This window comes from Pseudomonas sp. LD120 (assembly GCF_009861525.1).
Taxonomy (GTDB): Bacteria; Pseudomonadota; Gammaproteobacteria; order Pseudomonadales; family Pseudomonadaceae; genus Aquipseudomonas.
On sequence record NZ_WVHL01000001.1, the window covers coordinates 421578 to 441602 of the forward strand.

Genomic DNA, 20025 nt, shown 5'->3' on the forward strand with positions numbered 1-20025 from the left:
TCGCCCGCTCCTACCAAGCCAAGCTGGGTTCAGGCCTGGACGCTAAGGCCGTACTCGGCGGCCGCATCCTGCAGCCACATCCACCAGTAATCGGAGAAGCTGCGACGCACCAGCAACTCCCAGGTGTCTTCGCCGACCCGGCGGATCACCAGTTGCGACTTGGCGAACACCGTGCCCACCGCCTTGCCCACCGGGAAGTTGTTGGGGTGCACGTCGTAGCTGGTGGATTTCATCAGCACCTGACGCACATTGGGGCCGGACAGTTCGAGGATCTGCTGGCCGCCGCTGACGTCGACGATCTGGATATGCAGGTCGCCCAGGGCCGCCCGCAGGTTCTGCTCGGCGGCGAATTCTTCGCCGCTGGGCACGATCAGCAGCCACTCATCCGGGCCCAGCCATTGCAGGCTGGTTTCACCCTTGACCACCACACTCAGGGCACCCGGCAATTCGATGCCCAGGGCCTTGTGCACACCGGCGGCGAAGGCCGGATCATGGCCGTCGCCACGGATCGTCAGGTGACCGAGGAGTTTTTTCTCGCGCAGGATCACTCCGGCGTTCTTGCGGCCCTTGCCCACCAGGCTCGGCAGGTCGGCGTGGTGCAAGGACGACTCGGCCTTGGCCCCGGTGGTGGGGCGATGTTGGTAAACGTTGACTGCGGTCATGGAGCACCTGTCCTTTATTCTGTGGTCCGGTTCCGGTTGCCGCCGCCAGGGGCGGCGGTCGCGTGGGAACCGGGCGCAAGGTTTTGCCTCCCGGGCAGGTCCTGCGGACCTTGGCGCAGCCTGCGGCAGCGGCTACAGGGTGCGTGCCCGGGTTCGTGTCATATGTTCTGGCGATCGCCCTTGGGGTCGAAGAACACCGAGGAAACGATTTCCGCCTCGATCACCCGGCCATCGGCCAGGGGCGCGAAGACCCGCTCGCCCAGGCGCTGAAGGCCACCCTTGACCACGCCCAGGGCAAAGGAATACCCCAGGGAGTTGTGGGCGTAGCTGGAGGTCACGTGACCGACCATGCTCATCGGGATCGCCTGCTTGGGGTTGAACACCAGCTGCGCGCCTTCCGGCAGCCACTGGGTCGGGTCGATCGGCTTGAGGCCCACCAGTTGCTTGCGCTGCTCGCGCACGCAGTCTTCCCGGTTCATGCCGCGCCAGCCGATCCACGAGAACGGCTTGGTGCGGCCCACGCACCAGCCCATGTTCAGGTCGTCCGGGGTCATCGAGCCGTCGGTGTCCTGGCCGACGATGATGAAACCCTTCTCAGCCCGCAGCACGTGCATGGTTTCGGTGCCGTAGGGGGTCAGGTTGTACTTTTTGCCAGCCTCGACGATCTGCTCCAGCACGCCCATGGCGTAGTCGGCCTGAACGTTGACCTCGTAGGACAGCTCGCCGGTGAAGGAGATGCGGAACACCCGCGCCGGCACGCCGCCCACCAGGCCTTCCTTCCAGGTCATGAACGGGAAGCCGTCCTTGTCCAGGTCGATGTCGGTGACTTCGCTCAGCAGCTTGCGGCTGTTGGGGCCCGACAGGGTCATGGTGGCCCAATGGTCGGTGACCGAGGTGAAGTACACCTTGAGGTCTGGCCATTCGGTCTGCTGGTAGATTTCCAGCCACTGCAGCACGCGGGCCGCGCCGCCGGTGGTGGTGGTCATCAGGAAGTGGTTGTCGGCCAGACAGGCGGTCACGCCGTCGTCGAAGACCATGCCGTCTTCCTTGCACATCAGGCCGTAGCGGGCCTTGCCCACGTCGAGCTTGGTCCAGGCGTTGGTGTAGATGCGGTTGAGGAACTCGCGGGCGTCCGGGCCCTGGATGTCGATCTTGCCCAGGGTCGAGGCGTCCAGCAGGCCGACGCTGTCGCGCACCGCCAGGCATTCACGCTTGACCGCGGCATGCAGGTCTTCACCGTTTTTCGGGAAGTACCAGGGGCGCTTCCACTGACCGACGTCTTCGAACTCGGCGCCGTTCTTCACATGCCAGGCATGCAGCGCGGTGAAACGTACCGGCTCGAAGATGTGCCCACAGTGACGACCGGCCACGGCGCCGAAAGTGATCGGCGTGTAGTTGGGGCGGAACATGGTGGTGCCCATCTGCGGGATGCTGACGTTCAGCGAGCGGGCGGCAATCGCCAGACCGTTGACGTTGCCCAGCTTGCCCTGATCGGTGCCGAAGCCCAGCGCGGTGTAGCGCTTGACGTGCTCCACCGACTCGAAGCCCTCACGGGTCGCCAGTTCGATGGCGGCGGCGGTGACGTCGTTCTGCAGATCGACGAATTGCTTCGGTGCCCGCGCCGTGCCTTTTTCGTGGGGCACCTGGAACAGCGCCAGGGTCGGTTCTTCCAGACGGGTCAGGGCTTTGGGCAACACGCCCTCCACGCTCTGGAACCCGGCTTCGCTGGCCGCGCGCACACCGCCTTCGAAACCATCGGCCAGGGTATCGCCGAGGCTGTAGACACCGTTGATACCACCGACGCACACGCGTTTCTGCGGCGCTTCACCGGGCACGAAACCGAGAATGTCTTCACGCCATACCGGCTTGCCGCCCAGGTGCGAAGCCAGGTGCACCACCGGGCTGTAGCCGCCGGAGCTGGCAATCAGGTCGCAATCGAGCCACTCGCCAGGGCTGGTGACCTTGTGCGCCTTGACGTCGATGGCCGCCACCCGCGCGCCGGTCACGTGCTTGCTGCCACGGGCTTCGATCACCGCACTGGAAGTGAGGATACGGATGCCCTTGGCCCGGGCTTCTTCCACCAGGGCGCCGCGTGGGTTGTGCCGCGCATCGGCGATGGCCACCACGTGCAGGCTGGCGTCGAGCCAGTCCAGAGCCACGCGGTAGGCGTGGTCGTTGTTGGTGGACAGCACCAGTTTCTTGCCCGGGGCCACGCCGTAGCGGCGCACGTAGGTGGACACCGCGCCGGCCAGCATGTTGCCCGGCACGTCGTTGTTGCCGTAGACCAGCGGCCGCTCATGGGCGCCGGTGGCCAGCACCACGCGCTTGGCGCGGACTCGGTGGATACGCTGGCGCACCTGACCGATGGGCGCGCGATCACCGAGGTGATCGGTGAGGCGCTCATGAATGGTCAGGAAGTTATGGTCGTGGTAGCCGTTGACCGTGGCCCGTGGCAGCAGCAAGACATCCGGCAGCGACTTGAGCTCGGCGACCACACTGGCCACCCACTCCACCGCCGGCTTGCCGTCCAGGCTTTCGCGGCTGTCCAGCAGGCTGCCGCCGAACTCTTCCTGCTCATCGGCGAGGATCACCCGGGCGCCACTGCGGGCAGCCGCCAGCGCAGCGGCAAGACCGGCGGGGCCGCCACCGACAATCAGCACGTCGCAGTGCTGGTTCATGTTGTCGTAGGTGTCCGCATCGTTCTCGGTGGGCGAACGGCCAAGGCCCGCCGCCTTGCGGATGTACTTCTCGTAGGTCATCCAGAACGATTGCGGGTACATGAAGGTTTTGTAGTAGAAACCCGGCGGCATCAGCTTGCCGCCGACCTTGCCGAGAATCCCCATCATGTCGTTGTTGACGCTAGGCCAGCCGTTGGTGCTGGTGGCCACCAGGCCCTGGTACAGCGCCTGTTGGGTGGCGCGCACGTTGGGGATCTGGGTGGCTTCGGTGGCGCCGATCTGCAGCACCGCGTTGGGTTCTTCACAGCCTGCGGCAAAGATGCCCCGGGGCCGGGAATACTTGAAGCTGCGACCGATGATGTCCACGCCGTTGGCCAGCAGGGCCGAGGCCAGGGTGTCGCCCTCGAAGCCTTTGTAGCTCTGGCCGTTGAAGGTGAAGGTCAGGACTTTGTTGCGGTCGATGCGTCCGCCGTTGGACAGGCGATTGGTCTGGCTCATACCTTCTCTCCAGCAGCCTTGGCGGTGAACTGCGGTTTGGTGCCTATCTTGTAGGTTTCAAGAATTTCGTAGGTGACGGTGTCGCGGGTGGCGTTGAAGTACTGGCGGCAACCGGCGGCGTGAATCCACAACTCGTGGTGCAGGCCGCGGGGGTTGTCGCGAAAGAACATGTAGTCGCCCCACTCCTCGTCGGTGCAGGCACCGGGGTCCAGGGGCCGGGGAATGTGGGCCTGGCCGGACGAATGGAATTCCTCTTCGGAGCGCAGTTCGCCGCAGTGAGGACAGAAGATATGCAACATAGGGAGTTGTCCTTTTAGTGGGCGACCGCAGCAGCGCCGTGTTCGTCGATCAGCGCGCCGTTGTGGAAACGGTCGATGGAGAAAGGGGCGGCCAATGGATGCATCTCACCCTTGGCCAGGCTCGCGGCAAACACGTTGCCCGAGCCCGGAGTGGCCTTGAAGCCGCCAGTGCCCCAACCGCAGTTGAAGAACATGTTCGGCACCGGGGTCTTGGAAATGATTGGGCAGGCGTCCGGGCTGGTGTCGACGATGCCGCCCCACTGGCGGTTCATGCGCACCCGGGAAAGCACCGGGAACATCTCGACGATGGCCTGGATGGTGTGTTCGATCACCGGGTAGGAGCCGCGCTGGCCATAGCCGACCCAGCCGTCGATACCGGCGCCGATCACCAGGTCGCCCTTGTCCGACTGGCTGATATAGCCGTGCACCGCATTGGACATGATCACGCTGTCGATGATCGGTTTGATCGGTTCCGACACCAGCGCTTGCAGCGGGTGGGATTCGATCGGCAGGCGAAAGCCCGCGAGCTTGGCCATGTGCCCGGAGTTGCCGGCGGTGACCACGCCGACGCGCTTGGCGCCGATGAAGCCCTTGTTGGTCTCGACGCCGATGCACACGCCGTTTTCCTTGCGAAAACCGATGACTTCGGTTTGCTGGATCAGGTCCACGCCCAGGGCGTCGGCGGCCCGGGCAAAGCCCCAGGCCACGGCGTCGTGACGGGCCACGCCGCCGCGCCGTTGCACGGTGGCGCCAAGGATCGGGTAGCGGGTGTTCTTCGAACAGTCCAGGTAGGGAATCTCGTCCGCCACCTGCTGGGTGTTGAGCAACTCGCCATCAATGCCGTTGAGGCGGTTGGCACTGACCCGGCGCTCGGAATCACGGATGTCCTGCAGGGTGTGGCACAGGTTGTAGACCCCACGCTGGGAGAACATCACGTTGTAGTTGAGGTCCTGGGACAGGCCTTCCCACAACTTCATGGCGTGCTCGTAAAGCTGCGCCGACTCGTCCCACAGGTAGTTGGAACGCACGATGGTGGTGTTGCGCGCAGTGTTGCCGCCACCCAGCCAGCCCTTTTCCACCACCGCGACATTGGTGATGCCGTGTTCCTTGGCCAGGTAGTAGGCCGTGGCCAGGCCATGCCCGCCACCGCCGACGATGACCACGTCGTAGACCTTTTTCGGGGTCGGCGTGCGCCACATGCGCTGCCAGTTTTCATGGTGGCTGAGAGAGTGCTTGAAGAGGCCGAAGCCCGAATAGCGTTGCATAGTCATTGCTCCAGTTGCGGCTCTCAGCGGTAAACCGGGAAATCAGCGCACAGGGCTGCCACCTGGCGAGCGACATTGGCCTCGACGTCGGCATCGCCGAGGTGGTCGAGGATGTCGCAGATCCAACCGGCCAGTTCAGTGCACTGGGTGACCTTGAATCCGCGGGTGGTGACCGCCGGGGTGCCGATGCGCAGGCCGGAGGTGACAAACGGCGACTGCGGGTCGTTGGGCACGGCGTTCTTGTTCACGGTGATGTGGGCGCGGCCCAGGGCGGCGTCGGCATCCTTGCCGGTCAGGCCCTGACGAATCAGGCTGACCAGGAACAGATGGTTGTCGGTGCCACCGGACACTACATCGTAGCCGCGTTTGATAAATACGCCGGCCATGGCCTGGGCGTTGTCGATCACCTGTTGCTGGTAGGCCTTGAACCCGGGCTCCAGCGCTTCCTTGAAGCACACCGCCTTGGCGGCGATCACGTGCATCAACGGACCGCCCTGGGCACCGGGGAACACCGCGGCGTTGAGTTTCTTTTCGATCTCTTCGTTGGCCTTGGCCAGGATCAGGCCACCACGGGGACCGCGCAGGGTCTTGTGGGTGGTGGTGGTGACCACATCGGCATAGGGCAGCGGGTTGGGATACAGACCGGCGGCCACCAGCCCGGCGACGTGGGCCATGTCGACGAACAGCAACGCCCCGACCTTGTCGGCGATCTGCCGGAAGCGCGGGAAGTCCAGGGTCTTGGAGTAGGCCGAGAAGCCGGCGACGATCATCTTCGGCTTATGTTCCACGGCCAGGCGCTCGACCTCGTCGTAGTCGATCAGCCCGGTGCGGGTATCGATGCCGTACTGCACGGCGTTGTACAGCTTGCCCGAGGACGACACCTTGGCGCCGTGGGTCAGATGGCCGCCATGGGCCAGGCTCATGCCGAGGATGGTGTCGCCGGCCTGCAGCAGGGCCAGGTACACGGCACCGTTGGCCGACGAACCGGAATGCGGCTGGACGTTGGCGTAATCGGCGCCGAACAACTGCTTGGCGCGCTCGATGGCCAGCGCCTCGACCTTATCCACATGCTCACAGCCACCGTAGTAGCGCTTGCCCGGATAGCCCTCGGCGTACTTGTTGGTCAGCCCGCTGCCTTGCGCCTGCATCACCCGCTTGCTGGTGTAGTTCTCCGACGCAATCAGCTCGATGTGATCTTCCTGGCGTTGTTCCTCGGCATTGATCGCCGCCAGCAGTGCATCGTCGTAACCCTGGATTTGGTCTTGCTTGCTGAACATCACGTCTCTCCCAGCGGCGGCGCTGCGCCTTTCGTCTCGGTGAGGCCAGCCTTAAAGCTGCGCCCTTTGGATGCGATGGTATGACCGAGACGGCGAACTCAAATGCCTATGGACGCCACGCAAAGGTGCGTTTACGACATGCCCTGGCGCCCACAGACAAATGCCTGCCCCCGCCATCAGGCAAAGGCTCTGGATCGGCGCCTTCAGGATCGCCGCGTCTGCTGCGTCGGAATGCCGCCCAAGCCGTTCGCAGCCTGCGGCAGCGGCTACAGGAGTTGGCGCAGGGCCAGCAGCAGGAGAAAGTGTCCCGGGTACAGCAGGTAGGCCCAACGCTGCATCGCCGGCACGGAACAGCCGTGCATCAAGCGCAGCAAATGTCCCCCCAGCCACGGCGCCAGCAGACAAGCGGCAATACCATAGGTCGCCACCTGATTGCCCAGGCGCGCTGCCGGGAACAAGGTTTCCCACTGGTTGGCCGCCAGGCACAGCGCCCCCGGCAGCAGGCTGAAGTACCAGGGCCGGCCAATCACCAACAGCAGCGCCAGGGGCAGCAACACGCCAAATGCACCGAACATCAGCCACTGGCTGAACAGCAGGGCCAGCCCCAGGGCCAGCAACCCAAGCCCCAGATCCAGGCCCCGGCGCCGTTGCCAGCCCCGGGCCACCAGCAGGCCCAGGGCCAGGGTCGGCAACACATTCAAGGTGTCGGGGTCGGGAATGAACAGGCGATAGGGGATCTCGCTCAGCAGGCTGAACACCAGCAGCCAGCCCAGGTAGCGCCATGGCCCGCCCCGGTTGTCGGTGGCCGGGCCCACTCGGATCCGCGTCAGGTTCAGCGCCATCGCCAGGCAGAACCAGGGAAACGCCAGGCGCCCGGGGACGTACAGCCAGTCCAGGCTCAGGCCGACATAACGCAGGTGATCGAGGACCATGCTCAGCAGCGCCAGCCATTTCAGCGCATCCAGCGCCCCGTCGCGGGGGGCGGCGTTGGGTTTCAGCATCGCATCACGCATAAATCCTTATGGGGCATGCATTATTCCGGCATAAACAGAGCGTGTGCTGGGCCATTATTCTTGGGTAAAGTGCGCACCATCATCGACCACGGAGCCGGCCATGACCGACAAAAGCCAACAGTTCGCCAGCGACAACTATTCCGGCATCTGCCCTGAAGCCTGGGCCGCCATGGAGCAGGCCAACCATGGCCACGAACGCGCTTACGGCGACGATCAATGGACCGCCCGCGCCGCCGATCATTTCCGCAAGCTGTTCGAAACCGACTGCGAAGTGTTCTTCGCCTTCAACGGCACCGCTGCCAACTCCCTGGCCCTGTCGTCGCTGTGCCAGAGTTACCACAGCGTGATCTGCTCGGAAACCGCCCACGTCGAAACCGACGAATGCGGCGCTCCGGAGTTCTTCTCCAACGGTTCCAAGCTGCTGATCGCCGGCACCCACAACGGCAAGCTGACCCCGGAATCGATCCGCGAGATCGCCCTCAAGCGCCAGGACATCCATTATCCCAAGCCCCGGGTGGTAACCCTGACCCAGGCCACCGAAGTGGGCAGCGTCTACACCCCGGAAGAGGTCCGCGCCATCAGCGCCACCTGCAAGGAACTGGGGCTCAACCTGCACATGGACGGCGCGCGTTTCTCCAATGCCTGCGCCTTCCTAGGCTGCACCCCAGCGGAACTGACCTGGAAAGCCGGGGTCGACGTGCTGTGCTTTGGTGGCACGAAAAACGGCATGGCGGTGGGTGAAGCGATTCTGTTCTTCAACCACGCGCTGGCGGAGGACTTCGACTACCGCTGCAAACAGGCCGGTCAACTGGCGTCGAAAATGCGCTTTCTCTCGGCGCCCTGGGTCGGCCTGCTGGAACACGACGCCTGGCTCAAGCACGCCCGTCACGCCAACCATTGCGCGCAACTGCTGGCCAAACTGGTGGAAGACATCCCAGGCGTGGAACTGATGTTCCCGGTGCAGGCCAACGGCGTGTTCCTGCAACTGTCGGAGCCGGCGATTGCCGCGCTGACTGCCAGGGGCTGGCGCTTCTACACCTTCATCGGCAAGGGCGGCGCACGCTTCATGTGTTCCTGGGACACCGAGGAAGCCCGCGTGCGTGAACTGGCGGCAGACATCCGCACCGTGATGAGCGCCTGACCCCCCGCCCCGGAGCTGGCTGGCCAGCGAAGAGCCCCTCAACCCGAGCGCCGTTCTCAGCGGCGCCTGCGCCGGCAAGCCAGCTTCTACAATGCCCTGCGCACCTTCCGCCGCGAAGCATCTGGCCTGCCAGCAAAGAGCCCCGCAACCCGAGCGCCGATTTCACAAGTGCCTGCGCCGGCAAGCCGGCTTTTACAACGAGCCGCCCTCTTCCATGGGAACCGGCTGGCCAGCGAACGCATCAGTTCACAAATTCCTGAACTGATTATTTGCCCCTGCTGATTCAACATCCGCCACCTTTGTCCGAGACTCCGGGGTCGTCCTATAAAAACAAGGCAGCGACCCCATGACGACTCAGTCTTGCGTCAACCAAAAGGCTCATCCACCGGGCCTGAAGATCGAAACCCGCTCCATCGACTACGTGCCGCGCAACGAGCGCCACGGCAAGGTCTGGCATCAAGGGCCGTTCTGGTTCACCGGCAACTTCGTGCTCACCACCATGGTCACCGGTTTCACCGGCGCGGCCCTGGGCCTGGCCCTGCAATACGCCATCTTGGCAATCATCATCGGCGTGTGTCTGGGCACGTTCTGCATGGCATTCCACGCCAACCAGGGCCCGCGCATGGGCCTGCCGCAGATGATCCAGTCCCGCGCCCAGTTCGGCCTGCGCGGCGCCATCGTGCCGTTCACCGCGGTGGTGTTCGTCTACATCGGCTTCAACGTGTTCAACGTGATTCTTGCCACCGATGCTATCAACACGGTCATTCCAGGCGCCCGGGCACCCTGGTACACCCTGATGATCGCCGTGGCGGTGCTGATCGCGGTGGTGGGTCACGACCTGCTGCACACCGTGCAGCGCTGGCTGACCTACGTAATGATCAGCGTGTTCGCGGTGCTCACCGTCAGCGCCCTGCTGACCCTGCAGGCCGACTCGGCCCTGGCCGACCCGCAGTTCTCCTGGTCGGCGTTCCTGATCCAGCTGTCGGCCGCCGCCGGTTACCAGATCAGCTATTCGGTATACGTCTCCGACTACTCACGCTACCTGCCGCACCAGACGCCGTCGCGTCAGGTGATTTTCTGGACCTACCTGGGTGCCGCCGGCTCGGCCCTGTGGCTGATGTCCCTGGGTGCCTTCTTGGCCTCGGCCCTGCCTTCACCGGATGCCATCGCCAGCGTGCGCGAAGTGGGCAATCAGCTGATTCCCGGTTTCGGCACCTTCACCGTGCTGATCGCGGTGCCGGCGCTGGTGGGCATCATGGCGGTCAACTGCTACGGCGCCATGCTCACCGGCATCAGTGCCATCGACGGTTTCAAGTCGATCAAGCCCAACCTCAAGAGCCGGGTGACCGGCATCCTGCTGGTGGCGGTGGTGATCTTCCTGATCGCCATGAACATTCCCGAAAGCTACCTGGGCAGCTTCAATACCTTTGTCTTGCTGATGCTGTATTTCCTGGTTCCCTGGACCGCAGTCAACCTGGCCGACTTCTACCTGGTGCGCAAAGGCCGCTACGCCATCAACGACATTTTCAACCCGGCGGGGATCTACGGACGCTGGTCCAGCGCCGGGCTGCTGGCGTATTTCCTCGGTCTGCTGGCGATGGTGCCGTTCATGTCCCTGAGCTTCTACCAGGGGCCGCTGTCCCAGGCCCTGGGCGGCGCCGACATTGCCTTCGTGATTGGCCTGGCGGTGGCCGGGCTGGTCTACTGGGCGCTGACCCGCCACCTGGATCTGGAAGCCGAACGCCTGGCCATCCAGGCCAGCGAACAACAACTGGAAGGAGGCGCCCCATGATCCCTCAGACATCCCTGAAAGTGGCCTGCCAGCAACTGGCCCCGCGCATCGGCGACTTGGCGTACAACCGCACCCTCAGTGCCGAGGCCATCCGCCAGGCCGCCGCCCGCGGCGCCCAGGTGGTGGTGCTGCCGGAACTGGTGCAAAGCGGCTACGTGTTCCGCGACCTGAACGAAGCCCTGGCGCTCGCGGAAAGCCTCGACGGGCCGACCCTGAGCCTGTGGAAAACCCTGGCCAAGGAGCTGCAAGTGGTGATTGTCGGTGGCTTCTGCGAGCGCCTGGACGATGATCGCGTGGCCAACAGCGCGGCGCTGGTGGAACCCGAAGGGGGCGTGACGGTGTACCGCAAGGCCCACCTGTGGGACCGGGAGAACCTGATCTTCACCCCGGGCAACGAACCACCGCCGGTGGTGGCCACGCGCCTTGGGCCGATTGCCGTGATGATCTGCTACGACCTGGAGTTTCCTGAGTGGGTGCGCCTGCCGGCCCTGGCCGGGGCGGCGCTTTTGTGCGCGCCGGTGAACTGGCCGGACGGCCCGCGCCCGCCCGGTGAGCGGCCGGCGGAGATGGTGCGTGTGCAGGCCAATGCGGCGGTCAACCGGATGTTCATCGCCGCCTGCGACCGCTGTGGCGAAGAGCGTGGGGTGAACTGGGTAAGCGGCTCGACCATCGTCGATGCCGATGGCTATCCGCTGGCGGGCAAGGACCGGAGCAGCGGGGAGCAACTGTTGCTGGCGGACCTGGAGCTGGCCCAGGCCTGGCACAAGTCCATTAGCGACCATAACCATGTGCACCTGGATCGGCGCCCGGCGTTGTATTGAGCGAACGTTGAGGCCTCTGTGGCGAGAAAGCTTTGCTCGCGCTCGGCTGTGCCGCAGTCGTCACCTGATGCCTCGATCTGACGTAACGAATCTACAAGTAGCGGCGCCGCTTCTGCTCATTGCGGCACCTGGCCAAAAAAGAACACTCCGGGCACCAGCGGCCTTGGGTAATGGAGTGCGGGATCGCATACCAGGTATGTCCGATACTGCACTGCCACTGCAACTTGGTCGCTGAGTCAACGTACTCTTTCGAGAGGCAGTCGCCGCCACGAGATCGGGCCATATTTTTCATGGCTTTAATGTTGCTGCGCATGCTGTCGTAATAGCATTGGCGGCACCAGGCACCTTGCAGAACCCCGGCAGCGGGGGCCTCCCAAGCATGGCCTTTGGCGCAACGCCACGTTAATGGGGTGGTGCCATTGATGTATTCCGTGGACAAGCATTCCCCCCCACGCGCTCGGGCGGCGGCCTGAACGTCTTGCAAGGTGCGACACCTCTTTTTTACAACGCACACGGGGCACCAACTACGGTGTTTGACACTGGCGGGCACCGCTTTCCAGCGATGCCCTTGCTCACATTCCCAGAGCAAGGCATGAGCGCTATCGATATAGGAATCGGATAAACAGCGTCCCCCACGCTGAGTAGCGATTTCCTGCATCTCTTCCAGGGTGTCGCGCTTTCTCATGCGAAAACAGGTCGGGCACCAACTGCGTTGCTTGATGCTGCCGAATGTCGCCAGCCAACGATGCCCCAAGTGGCATTGCCACTCCATGGGTAGCCGACGTGATTCGTAGTGCGTTGAAAGACATCGCCCACCCCGCTCGGCAGCGACCTGCTGCGCAGTTTCCAAGGTGTCACGACGTTGCAGGCGAGCACACACCGGGCACCAACTTCCCCGAATGATTCGATAAGGATCAGCCAGCCACTCATGACCCACTGCACAGCGCCAGGACAGCCGAGTAGCCAGGTTGCGATAGGTCTCCGACAGGCACACGCCTCCTCGGGCCAGGGCCAGTTGTTGCATACCTTCGATAGTCTTGACGTGTTTTTCGGTCATGGCATTTAAACGTTGGGCGGGGCACGAAGCTTAAACACCACGGCTCTTGATTCGAGGCCGCTTTTTAATGCTCAGAAACTTCAAGCGACTTTCCAGACTCGTCCCATATTAGCGTTTGCGCGCCCTTTGCTAGGTTGAGCGCCACTTCGCACCCGGGCCAGGTATGGCGCGGGCCTGGCCTCTCTCACGCTTAAGGATGAGCCTATGTTCGCGCCGGCCGACACTGCGCATTTCGTGCTGTCCATCCTTGCCGTTCGCCACGACTTCAAGGTGCTGGCCTTCAAGGGTCACGAAGCCATCAGCGAGCTGTATGCAATTCATGTCGAGCTGGTTTCGGACAACCCCAATGTCGATCTGGAAAGCCTGCTCAACCGGCCGGCGTTCCTACAGTTCGGCCTCAAGGGTGAAGGCATTCATGGGCTGATCGACGATATCGAAGTCGGCGACAGCGGCAAGCGCATGACCCGCTATCACCTGATCCTGCGCCCTCACCTGTACCAGTTGCAGCACCGCCACAACCAGCGGGTCTACCAGAACCTGACAGTGCCGCAGATCATCGCCAAGGTGCTCAAGGAACACGGCATCCTCGCCGACCAATACCGCTTCAACATTGCTCCCAAGCCTTCAGTGCCCAGGGTGTATTGCGTGCAATACGGGGAGACGGACTTCCAGTTTCTACAACGCCTGTGCTTTGAAGACGGCATTCACTGGCACCACGAACACAGCCTCGACCAGCACCTGCTGGTGTTTTCCGACAACCAGACCGACTACCCGATCCTCGCCACCGCGCGCTATCAGCAAGGCAGCGGCCTGGCCGCCGAAGACCCGGTGGTCAGCCATTTCGCGGTGCGTTTCAGCACCCGCACCAGCCAGGTGGTGCGCCGCGACTACAACCTGAAAAAGCCCGACCCGCGCAGCGCCTCCAGCGGCGCTAAACTCGATCCGGTGCCCAGCACCTTGCACAGTGCTGTGCGCAGCGAGGCCACCCCGGTGCTGGAAGACTATCGCTACCCCGGCCGCTACAGCACCGGCGCGGTGGGCAAGCAGTTGAGCCAGATCGCCCTCGAAGGCCACCGCGCCGACTACCAATTGGCCAAGGGGCAGAGTGATCTGTCGACCTTTCGCTGCGGCCATCTGGTCACCCTCAGCGAGCACCCGCGCGGCGAATACAACCAGATGTGGTTGCTGGTCAGCGTCGAGCACAAAGGTCGACAACCGCAGGTGCTGGAAGAGTCGGTCACCAGCGACGACCGCCACGACGGCTTTACCCAGGGTTACCGCAACCGCTTCAGCGCCATCCCCTGGGACACCTTCTTTCGGCCGCAAGAGCCGGCCCCCAAGCCCCGCCTGAGCAGCCAGACCGCGCTGGTGACCGGTCCTGCGGGGGAGGAAATCTGGTGTGACGAACACTCAAGGATAAAGATTCAGTTTCATTGGGACCGCGAGGGTGAGCGCAACGAGTTCTCCAGCTGCTGGGTGCGGGTGGCCACCAGCTGGGCCGGTGAAGGTTTTGGCCACGTGATCATCCCGCGCATCGGCATGGAAGTGCTGGTGAGCTTTATCGGCGGCGACCCTGAGCAGCCCCTGGTCACCGGCTGCGTGCCGAACCAGCACACGCCGGTGCCCTACCCACTGCCGGCGAACAAGACCCGCAGCGTGTTCAAGACCCGCAGCAGCCTGGGCGGCAATGGCTCCAACGAGTTGCGCATCGAGGATCGCGCCGGCCAGGAGCAAATCTACATCCATGCCCAGCGCGATCAGGACTGCACCGTCAGGAACAATGAAAGCCATTGGGTCGGCGTCAACCGTGTGCACTCGGTCGGCCAGGACGAAACCATCAGCGTCGGCCAGAACAGCTTGAGAACGGTCAAGGTCGACGACACCCTGCAAGTCGGCGCCACCAAGAAGGACAGCATTGGCACCCAATACCTGATCGAAGCCGGAGAAAAAATACGCCTGGTCTGCGGCCAGAGCGTGATCGAAATGCTGGCCACGGGGGAAATCAATCTCTACGGCAGCGCCTTCAACTTCTCGGTGACCGGCGACGCGCAAATCAACACCGGCGGCCAGCTCGACATGAATATGCCCGGTGGCGCCGCCGCCACAGGGCCCGAAGCGGACGGCGTCAAAGGCAGCATCGAGGCCGGAGTCGAGGCCAGCTTCTCGCCGCCGCCAACCGCCGCCTCCTAACCTTCACTTCCCCTGAGCAAACACCCATGGACTACCTGATCCAGGAAGGAAAACTCACGCTGCCCAACGGCTTTCAAGACCGCAGCGTCAATATGTTCGTCCCAGGCATCGCCCTGCCCGCGCCCTTCAGTCTGACCCTGTCGCGGGACATCACCTTGCCCGGGGAAAGCCTGGCGGAGTATGTCGAGCGCCAGGTCGGCCTGATTGCCGCCAAGTTGCGCAAATACAAACGTCAGGACCTGCAAGAGGTCTGGCTTTCGACGCAATCCCCGGTGCCGGGCCTGCAAGTCGACGCCCATTACCAGAGCGACGGACGCCCGGTGTACCAGCGTCAGGCCGGCTTTATCGTCTCGCCTCAGCGCGTGCTGGTGTTTTCGGCCACCAGTCAGCAGCCCTTCGACGATTCGTTGAATCAGCTATGGACGGACGTCCTGGCGAGCTTCGAGGCCCATCCTCCGCCCCCGTCCAAGCCATAAGGCGCCTGCGGACTCAAGGAACGAGAGGCCTGGGAGGCCAAGCATGTTTGAAGCGGCACGGTTAAACGACGAACTGGCCCACAGCAACGCGCTGGTGGGGTTTCTGGTGGGGGCGGCGTTGGGGATCGCCTTGATTGCGGCTGTGGCCATAATTACCGTGGCCACCTGCGGATTTGGCACCGCCTTGCTGGCCGGGGTGCTCGCGGGTGTGGGAGGTATGGCACTGACCGCAGCCGGCGAAGCCATCGGACGAATGTCCAAGGCTCCCGCCGGGGGCATTACCAGTGGCTCACCGGACGTCTTCATCAATGGCCTGAATGCCGCACAAGTACAGGACAGCCTGGGTATCTGCACCAAGCATCCGGCTCCTCCGATGGTGGCGGAGGGCTCGGCCAAGGTGTTTATCAACGGCCTGCCGGCGGCGCGCAAAGGCGACAAGCTGACCTGCGGCAGCGTCATCGACAGTGGCTCGGACAGCGTTTTTATCGGCGCCGAAAAAGAGCAGTACCTGGAGATCGAAGACGAGATTCCAGAGTGGCTGCGCACCACGGTCGATATCCTCATGGCCGTGGCCGGCGCCGCTGGCGGGCTGCTGAAACTGGCGCTGACCGCCGGCAAGATTGGCCTGAAGGCCGTCGCCCCTTGTGCATTGAAATTTGCTGCCGGGTTTGTCGCGGGTGAACTGGCGGGACGCTTCGTCATTGGCCCGGCCATTGGCCGTGTGGCCGGCGGCCTGATCGGCAACCCGGTGGACGCCATCAGCGGGCGCAAACTGCTGCTGGAAGAAAGCGAAACCGACTTCAGCCTGCCGGGATTGATGCCCATCACCTGGACGCGTTTCTATGCCAGCGACATTATCCACGAAGGTTTGCTCGGGCGCGGCTGGGTGCTGCCCTGGGAGCAGAGCCTGCGCCTGGAAGATCAACAGTTGTTCCTGCGCGACAACCAGGGGCGTGACCTGCCCTTGCCGCCACTGGAGCCCGGCGAGCGCGCCTACCTGACGGACGAGCAACTGTTCGTGGTGCGCTCCGAAGGTGGGCACTACCTGCTGCAAAGCCTGGACAACACCTTCTTCTATTTCGGTGAACTGACCGATGACGGTCAGTCATCTCCCCTGCGGCGTATCGAAAACGCCCTCGGCCACTTTGTTAATTTCAGCTATGACCATCAGCAGCGTCTTCGCGATCTGTGCGCCTCGGGCGGTATGCGTTTGCACCTGTGCTACGAGCAGCATGAACAGCGCCTGAGCCGGGTCGAACGGGTCGTCGACAACCAGCCTGTCGAAACCCTGGTGCACTACCAATACGACGCCCACGGTCAACTGAGTCGGGTGATCAACCGCAACGGCGAACGGGTGCGCGGTTTTGCCTACGACCAGGGCCTGATGGTCGCCCACGAAAACGCCCTCGGCCTTCGCTGTCATTACCGCTGGGCGACCTTCAGCGACGGCCTGCACAGGGTCGCCGAACACTGGACCAGTGACGGCGAACGCTACCTGTTCTACTACGACCTGGCGCAACGTCAAACCCATATCAAAGACGTGCTCGGTCGCACCGCGCGGATCGACTACAGCGAAGGCAGGCGGGTCATCGCCAGCCGCGACTTTGGCGGCGAGCAGTACCGTTTCCAGCTCGATGAATCCGGCAACATGACCGGCCTGGAGCTACCCGACGGCAGCACCCTGAGCTTCACCTACGACAAGCTCTCGCGACTGGAGGAGGAAACCGATCCACTAGGTCGCTCAATACGCTACAGCTATCACCTGGACACCGACCTGATAACGGCAATCGAGCGTGCCGATGGTAGTAGCCAGCACTGGACCTATGACCGCCAAGGCAACCTGCTCGACAGCACCGACCCTTTGGGTCACGTCACCCAATTCTTCAACACTGACGCCGGCCTGCCCCACACCCGCATCGACCCGCTGGGCAACCACACCCGACTATGGTGGAACGAACTGGGGCAGATCGAGCAATACCAGGACTGCTCCGGACAGCTGACGCGCTATAGCTACGACAGCCACCTGCACCTGGCGAGCATCACCGATGCCCTGAAGTGCACCACGCGCCTGACCCGCAAAGCCGATGGCGAAGTGCTGCGCGTCGACCATCCAGGCGGTACCCATGACCAGTACCGTTACAACGCCCTTGGCCAGTTGCTCAGCCACACCAATGCCGACGGTCACACCACCAGCCTGGCGCGCACGTCCCGGGGCCTGCCCAGCCGGCGCAAGGATGCGCGTGGCCAGCAGGTTCACTATCAATACGACAAAGCCCAGCGCCTGATAGCCCTGCTCAACGAAAACAAGGCCGCCTACCGCTTCAGCTACGACGCCAGCGATCGCCTGCAGGAAGAAGTGCGTATCGATGGCCTACGCCGCCGCTTCAGCTATAGCCTCAACGGCCAACTGAGCCAACTGGAAGAAATCGCCACCGGCCCGAGCCTGCTCCAGGTCACTCGCGTGCAACAGTTCGAGCACGACGCCGCGGGGCGCCTGCTCAGCCGGGTCACCAGCGACGCTCGCCTGGATTATCACTACGACGATGCCGATCGCCTGATTGCCGTCGAGCGCCTGCCGGGAAAACTGGGCGAAGCCCTGGGCATCCGCCCCGATCGCCTGGCCTTCAGCTACGACGCCGCCGACCAACTGCTGAGCGAAAGCAGCAACACCGGCAATATTGCCTACCACTATGACGCCCTGGGCAATCTCACCGGCTTGACCCTGCCCGACGCTCGCCAGCTCAATCAGCTCTATTACGGCAGCGGCCACCTGCACCAGATCAACCTCGACGGCCACTTGATCAGCGACTTCGAGCGCGACGCCCTGCACCGCGAAACCCTGCGCACCCAAGGCACCCTCACCAGTCGCTACGGCTACGACAGCCAGGGGCGCAAGCTCTGGCAAGCCGCGATCCACCTGCCCCACGAACAACTGAGCCAACTGCAGGAAAAGACCGACAGCCTGCTCGGCCTCCCGCAACATCCCGCCACCGCCCTGCACCGCCGCTATCACTACAGCCCGGGCGGTGAAGTACAGCGGATCGTCGACAAACAGCGCGGTATCACCGACTTCCATTACGACGCCAATGGCCAACTACGCAGCCGCCAACCAAACCACCCACAACTGCACACCGAAGACTTCTCCTACGACCCGGCCGGCAACCTTTGCGGCAGCGGCAGTTGGCAATTCGACAAGATCCAGAACAACCGCCTCATAGCCTTCAAGGACCTGCGTTTTACCTACGACGACTGGGGCAACCTCAGCGAAAAGAGCAGCGCCAATGGCGCAATGCAACGCTTCACCTACGATTGCGAAAACCGCCTGATCCACGCCCAGACCTGGCACGGCGCAACCCTGCACAGCGAAGCGCGTTACCACTACGACGCCCTCGGGCGCCGCATTGGCAAGCAGGTCACCCAAAGCGGCCAGACCCAAGAAACGACCTTCCTCTGGCAAGGCCTGCGCCTGCTGCAAGAGCAACAACCGCAGCGCCACAGCACCTACGTCTACGAGACCGACAGCTACGCGCCCCTGGCGCGCATCGATACAGACCCCACACTGCCCGAGCAGCCGGGCCAGACCTACTACTTCCACACCGACCAGATCGGCACCCCACAGGAAATGACCGACGCCCAAGGACATGTCGTGTGGCGCGCGTACTACAAAGCCTGGGGCGGATTGGAAGCGATATCACCGAATACGGTGGAACAGAATCTACGCTTTCAGGGGCAATATCACGACCGGGAAAGCGGGCTGTACTACAACACCTTCAGGTACTACGATCCGGCGGTGGGACGGTTTACCACGCAGGACCCGATTGGCTTGGCGGGCGGCGAGAACCTGTATCGGTATGCGCCGAATGCGTTGGGGTGGGTTGATCCGCTTGGATTAACAGCTTGCTCTGTTAAATTCAGCAAAAATTTTGAGGGAAAATTAAAAAAACATGCTCAAGATATATATATGACCTCTAGGCGGTTAGGTGTTCCCGTCGCAAAAGGAGATGTGGCAGGAAAGAAAAATTTTATTCTCTCCATAGTAAATGATAGCGGAAACTTAGCTAATCCGAATTTTAAATGGAATACAATTGAGTCTATGCGCGTATACGTGAAGGATAAAGCCGTGATCTTAGTAAACAACTCAACGAATGAAATAACTACATTTCTTCATAGGGATCGCATATCCTCATTTTTACAAGAGGCAATAAAGTGAAGGCAACTAATTATCATCGCTTTTTTCTAAAGAAAATATCATCACTACTTTACAACAAAACCATCTCATCACTTATCATGGTAAGTGATGAGAATGGAGAGCTAATTGATAATGTGAGCTTTTTTGAAGTTGATTATGGCGGTGTAGTTGGATTTTATATAAATGGAGCCAATCCACTTATTTCCACCAACCTTATTAATGAATTCGATGATTTTAATTTGTATTCTTTGTATTCAGTCTTGAGCGAACGCAGGAGTGGAGATTTTCTTCCGTTTAAAGTTGAGTTTATAAAAGTTTTTTTCCACTCTGAATACAATGAAGCTTTCTCGATTTTTCTCTCATCTGCGGATTTTTCTTCATCCATCCTTATTGTGTTCTCTACAGATGAGATTCATGCATATATCAATTGTGGTGAGCGTGATTTGGTTAAAATGATCAAAGAGCACTTAACTCAATTCGAAGACATTGATTTTTTTACGTGCAAGATAGATATTGGTGATGAAGAGTGGTTCTGCGTTTAAAGTAAATTATTTTTCCAACATCCTTTAGAGGGTGTAGACAAAATTAAGCTGTAAGCCGACGAGCCAGTATTCTGGCCTCGGCCAACCATACCCATGCCTCACTCACATCGAACAACCGATCGTGG

At 62.1% G+C, this 20025-nt stretch carries 13 protein-coding genes; 7 read left to right on the forward strand and 6 right to left on the reverse strand.

Annotated features, from left to right (window positions below):
- Positions 1-29: 29 nt before the first annotated feature.
- From PLD_RS02070 to PLD_RS02095, 6 genes are all read right to left on the reverse strand, one after another.
- Positions 30-662 (reverse strand): sarcosine oxidase subunit gamma, encoded by a 633-nt coding sequence (locus tag PLD_RS02070; RefSeq protein ID WP_159889339.1) that lies wholly within the window; start codon positions 660-662, stop codon positions 30-32.
- A 158-nt stretch (positions 663-820) separates the two neighbouring features.
- Positions 821-3838: a sarcosine oxidase subunit alpha gene (locus PLD_RS02075; protein WP_159889341.1), complete on the reverse strand. Its 3018-nt coding sequence runs from the start codon at positions 3836-3838 to the stop codon at positions 821-823.
- Entirely contained in the window at positions 3835-4137 is a 303-nt protein-coding gene (locus PLD_RS02080) for a sarcosine oxidase subunit delta (protein WP_159889343.1), read from the reverse strand. Before PLD_RS02080 ends, PLD_RS02075 begins: the two co-directional genes overlap by 4 nt.
- A 14-nt stretch (positions 4138-4151) precedes the next feature.
- Positions 4152-5402: a sarcosine oxidase subunit beta family protein gene (locus PLD_RS02085; protein ID WP_016964291.1), complete on the reverse strand. Its 1251-nt coding sequence runs from the start codon at positions 5400-5402 to the stop codon at positions 4152-4154.
- 23 nt (positions 5403-5425) lie between these two features.
- Positions 5426-6679, reverse strand: a complete 1254-nt coding sequence (locus PLD_RS02090) for a serine hydroxymethyltransferase (protein WP_159889345.1) — start codon at positions 6677-6679, stop codon at positions 5426-5428.
- 266 nt (positions 6680-6945) lie between these two features.
- A complete protein-coding gene (locus PLD_RS02095) occupies positions 6946-7692 on the reverse strand; it encodes a TraX family protein (RefSeq protein ID WP_159889347.1) in 747 nt (248 codons plus the stop codon).
- 100 nt (positions 7693-7792) lie between these two features.
- Between PLD_RS02095 and PLD_RS02100 the strand changes: the two genes are divergently transcribed.
- From PLD_RS02100 to PLD_RS02130, 7 genes are all read left to right on the forward strand, one after another.
- The gene (locus PLD_RS02100; protein ID WP_159889349.1) at positions 7793-8833 is read left to right on the forward strand and encodes a low specificity L-threonine aldolase; all 1041 of its coding nucleotides are present in this window, start codon (positions 7793-7795) and stop codon (positions 8831-8833) included.
- 346 nt (positions 8834-9179) lie between these two features.
- Positions 9180-10625: a cytosine permease gene (locus PLD_RS02105; RefSeq protein ID WP_159889351.1), complete on the forward strand. Its 1446-nt coding sequence runs from the start codon at positions 9180-9182 to the stop codon at positions 10623-10625.
- Positions 10622-11446 (forward strand): nitrilase-related carbon-nitrogen hydrolase, encoded by an 825-nt coding sequence (locus PLD_RS02110; RefSeq protein ID WP_159889353.1) that lies wholly within the window; start codon positions 10622-10624, stop codon positions 11444-11446. The genes PLD_RS02105 and PLD_RS02110 overlap by 4 nt, the downstream gene beginning before the upstream one ends.
- Positions 11447-12707: 1261 nt before the next feature.
- On the forward strand, positions 12708-14693 hold the full coding sequence (locus PLD_RS02115) for a type VI secretion system tip protein VgrG (protein ID WP_159889355.1): 1986 nt from the start codon (positions 12708-12710) through the stop codon (positions 14691-14693).
- 26 nt (positions 14694-14719) lie between these two features.
- Positions 14720-15169: a DcrB-related protein gene (locus PLD_RS02120; protein ID WP_159889357.1), complete on the forward strand. Its 450-nt coding sequence runs from the start codon at positions 14720-14722 to the stop codon at positions 15167-15169.
- Between the two features lie 43 nt (positions 15170-15212).
- Complete coding sequence (locus PLD_RS02125; protein WP_159889359.1) at positions 15213-19379, forward strand: RHS repeat-associated core domain-containing protein; 4167 nt, start codon at positions 15213-15215, stop codon at positions 19377-19379.
- Complete coding sequence (locus PLD_RS02130; RefSeq protein ID WP_159889361.1) at positions 19376-19900, forward strand: hypothetical protein; 525 nt, start codon at positions 19376-19378, stop codon at positions 19898-19900. Before PLD_RS02125 ends, PLD_RS02130 begins: the two co-directional genes overlap by 4 nt.
- Positions 19901-20025: the final 125 nt, after the last annotated feature.

Coding starts and splice junctions, on each gene's coding strand:
- PLD_RS02100 (WP_159889349.1), top strand. CDS start 7,793: ATGACCGACAAAAGCCAACAGTTCGCCAGCGACAACTATTCCGGCATC.
- PLD_RS02075 (WP_159889341.1), bottom strand. CDS start 3,838: ATGAGCCAGACCAATCGCCTGTCCAACGGCGGACGCATCGACCGCAAC.
- PLD_RS02085 (WP_016964291.1), bottom strand. CDS start 5,402: ATGCAACGCTATTCGGGCTTCGGCCTCTTCAAGCACTCTCTCAGCCAC.
- PLD_RS02120 (WP_159889357.1), top strand. CDS start 14,720: ATGGACTACCTGATCCAGGAAGGAAAACTCACGCTGCCCAACGGCTTT.
- PLD_RS02125 (WP_159889359.1), top strand. CDS start 15,213: ATGTTTGAAGCGGCACGGTTAAACGACGAACTGGCCCACAGCAACGCG.
- PLD_RS02080 (WP_159889343.1), bottom strand. CDS start 4,137: ATGTTGCATATCTTCTGTCCTCACTGCGGCGAACTGCGCTCCGAAGAG.
- PLD_RS02090 (WP_159889345.1), bottom strand. CDS start 6,679: ATGTTCAGCAAGCAAGACCAAATCCAGGGTTACGACGATGCACTGCTG.
- PLD_RS02115 (WP_159889355.1), top strand. CDS start 12,708: ATGTTCGCGCCGGCCGACACTGCGCATTTCGTGCTGTCCATCCTTGCC.
- PLD_RS02095 (WP_159889347.1), bottom strand. CDS start 7,692: ATGCGTGATGCGATGCTGAAACCCAACGCCGCCCCCCGCGACGGGGCG.
- PLD_RS02070 (WP_159889339.1), bottom strand. CDS start 662: ATGACCGCAGTCAACGTTTACCAACATCGCCCCACCACCGGGGCCAAG.
- PLD_RS02110 (WP_159889353.1), top strand. CDS start 10,622: ATGATCCCTCAGACATCCCTGAAAGTGGCCTGCCAGCAACTGGCCCCG.
- PLD_RS02105 (WP_159889351.1), top strand. CDS start 9,180: ATGACGACTCAGTCTTGCGTCAACCAAAAGGCTCATCCACCGGGCCTG.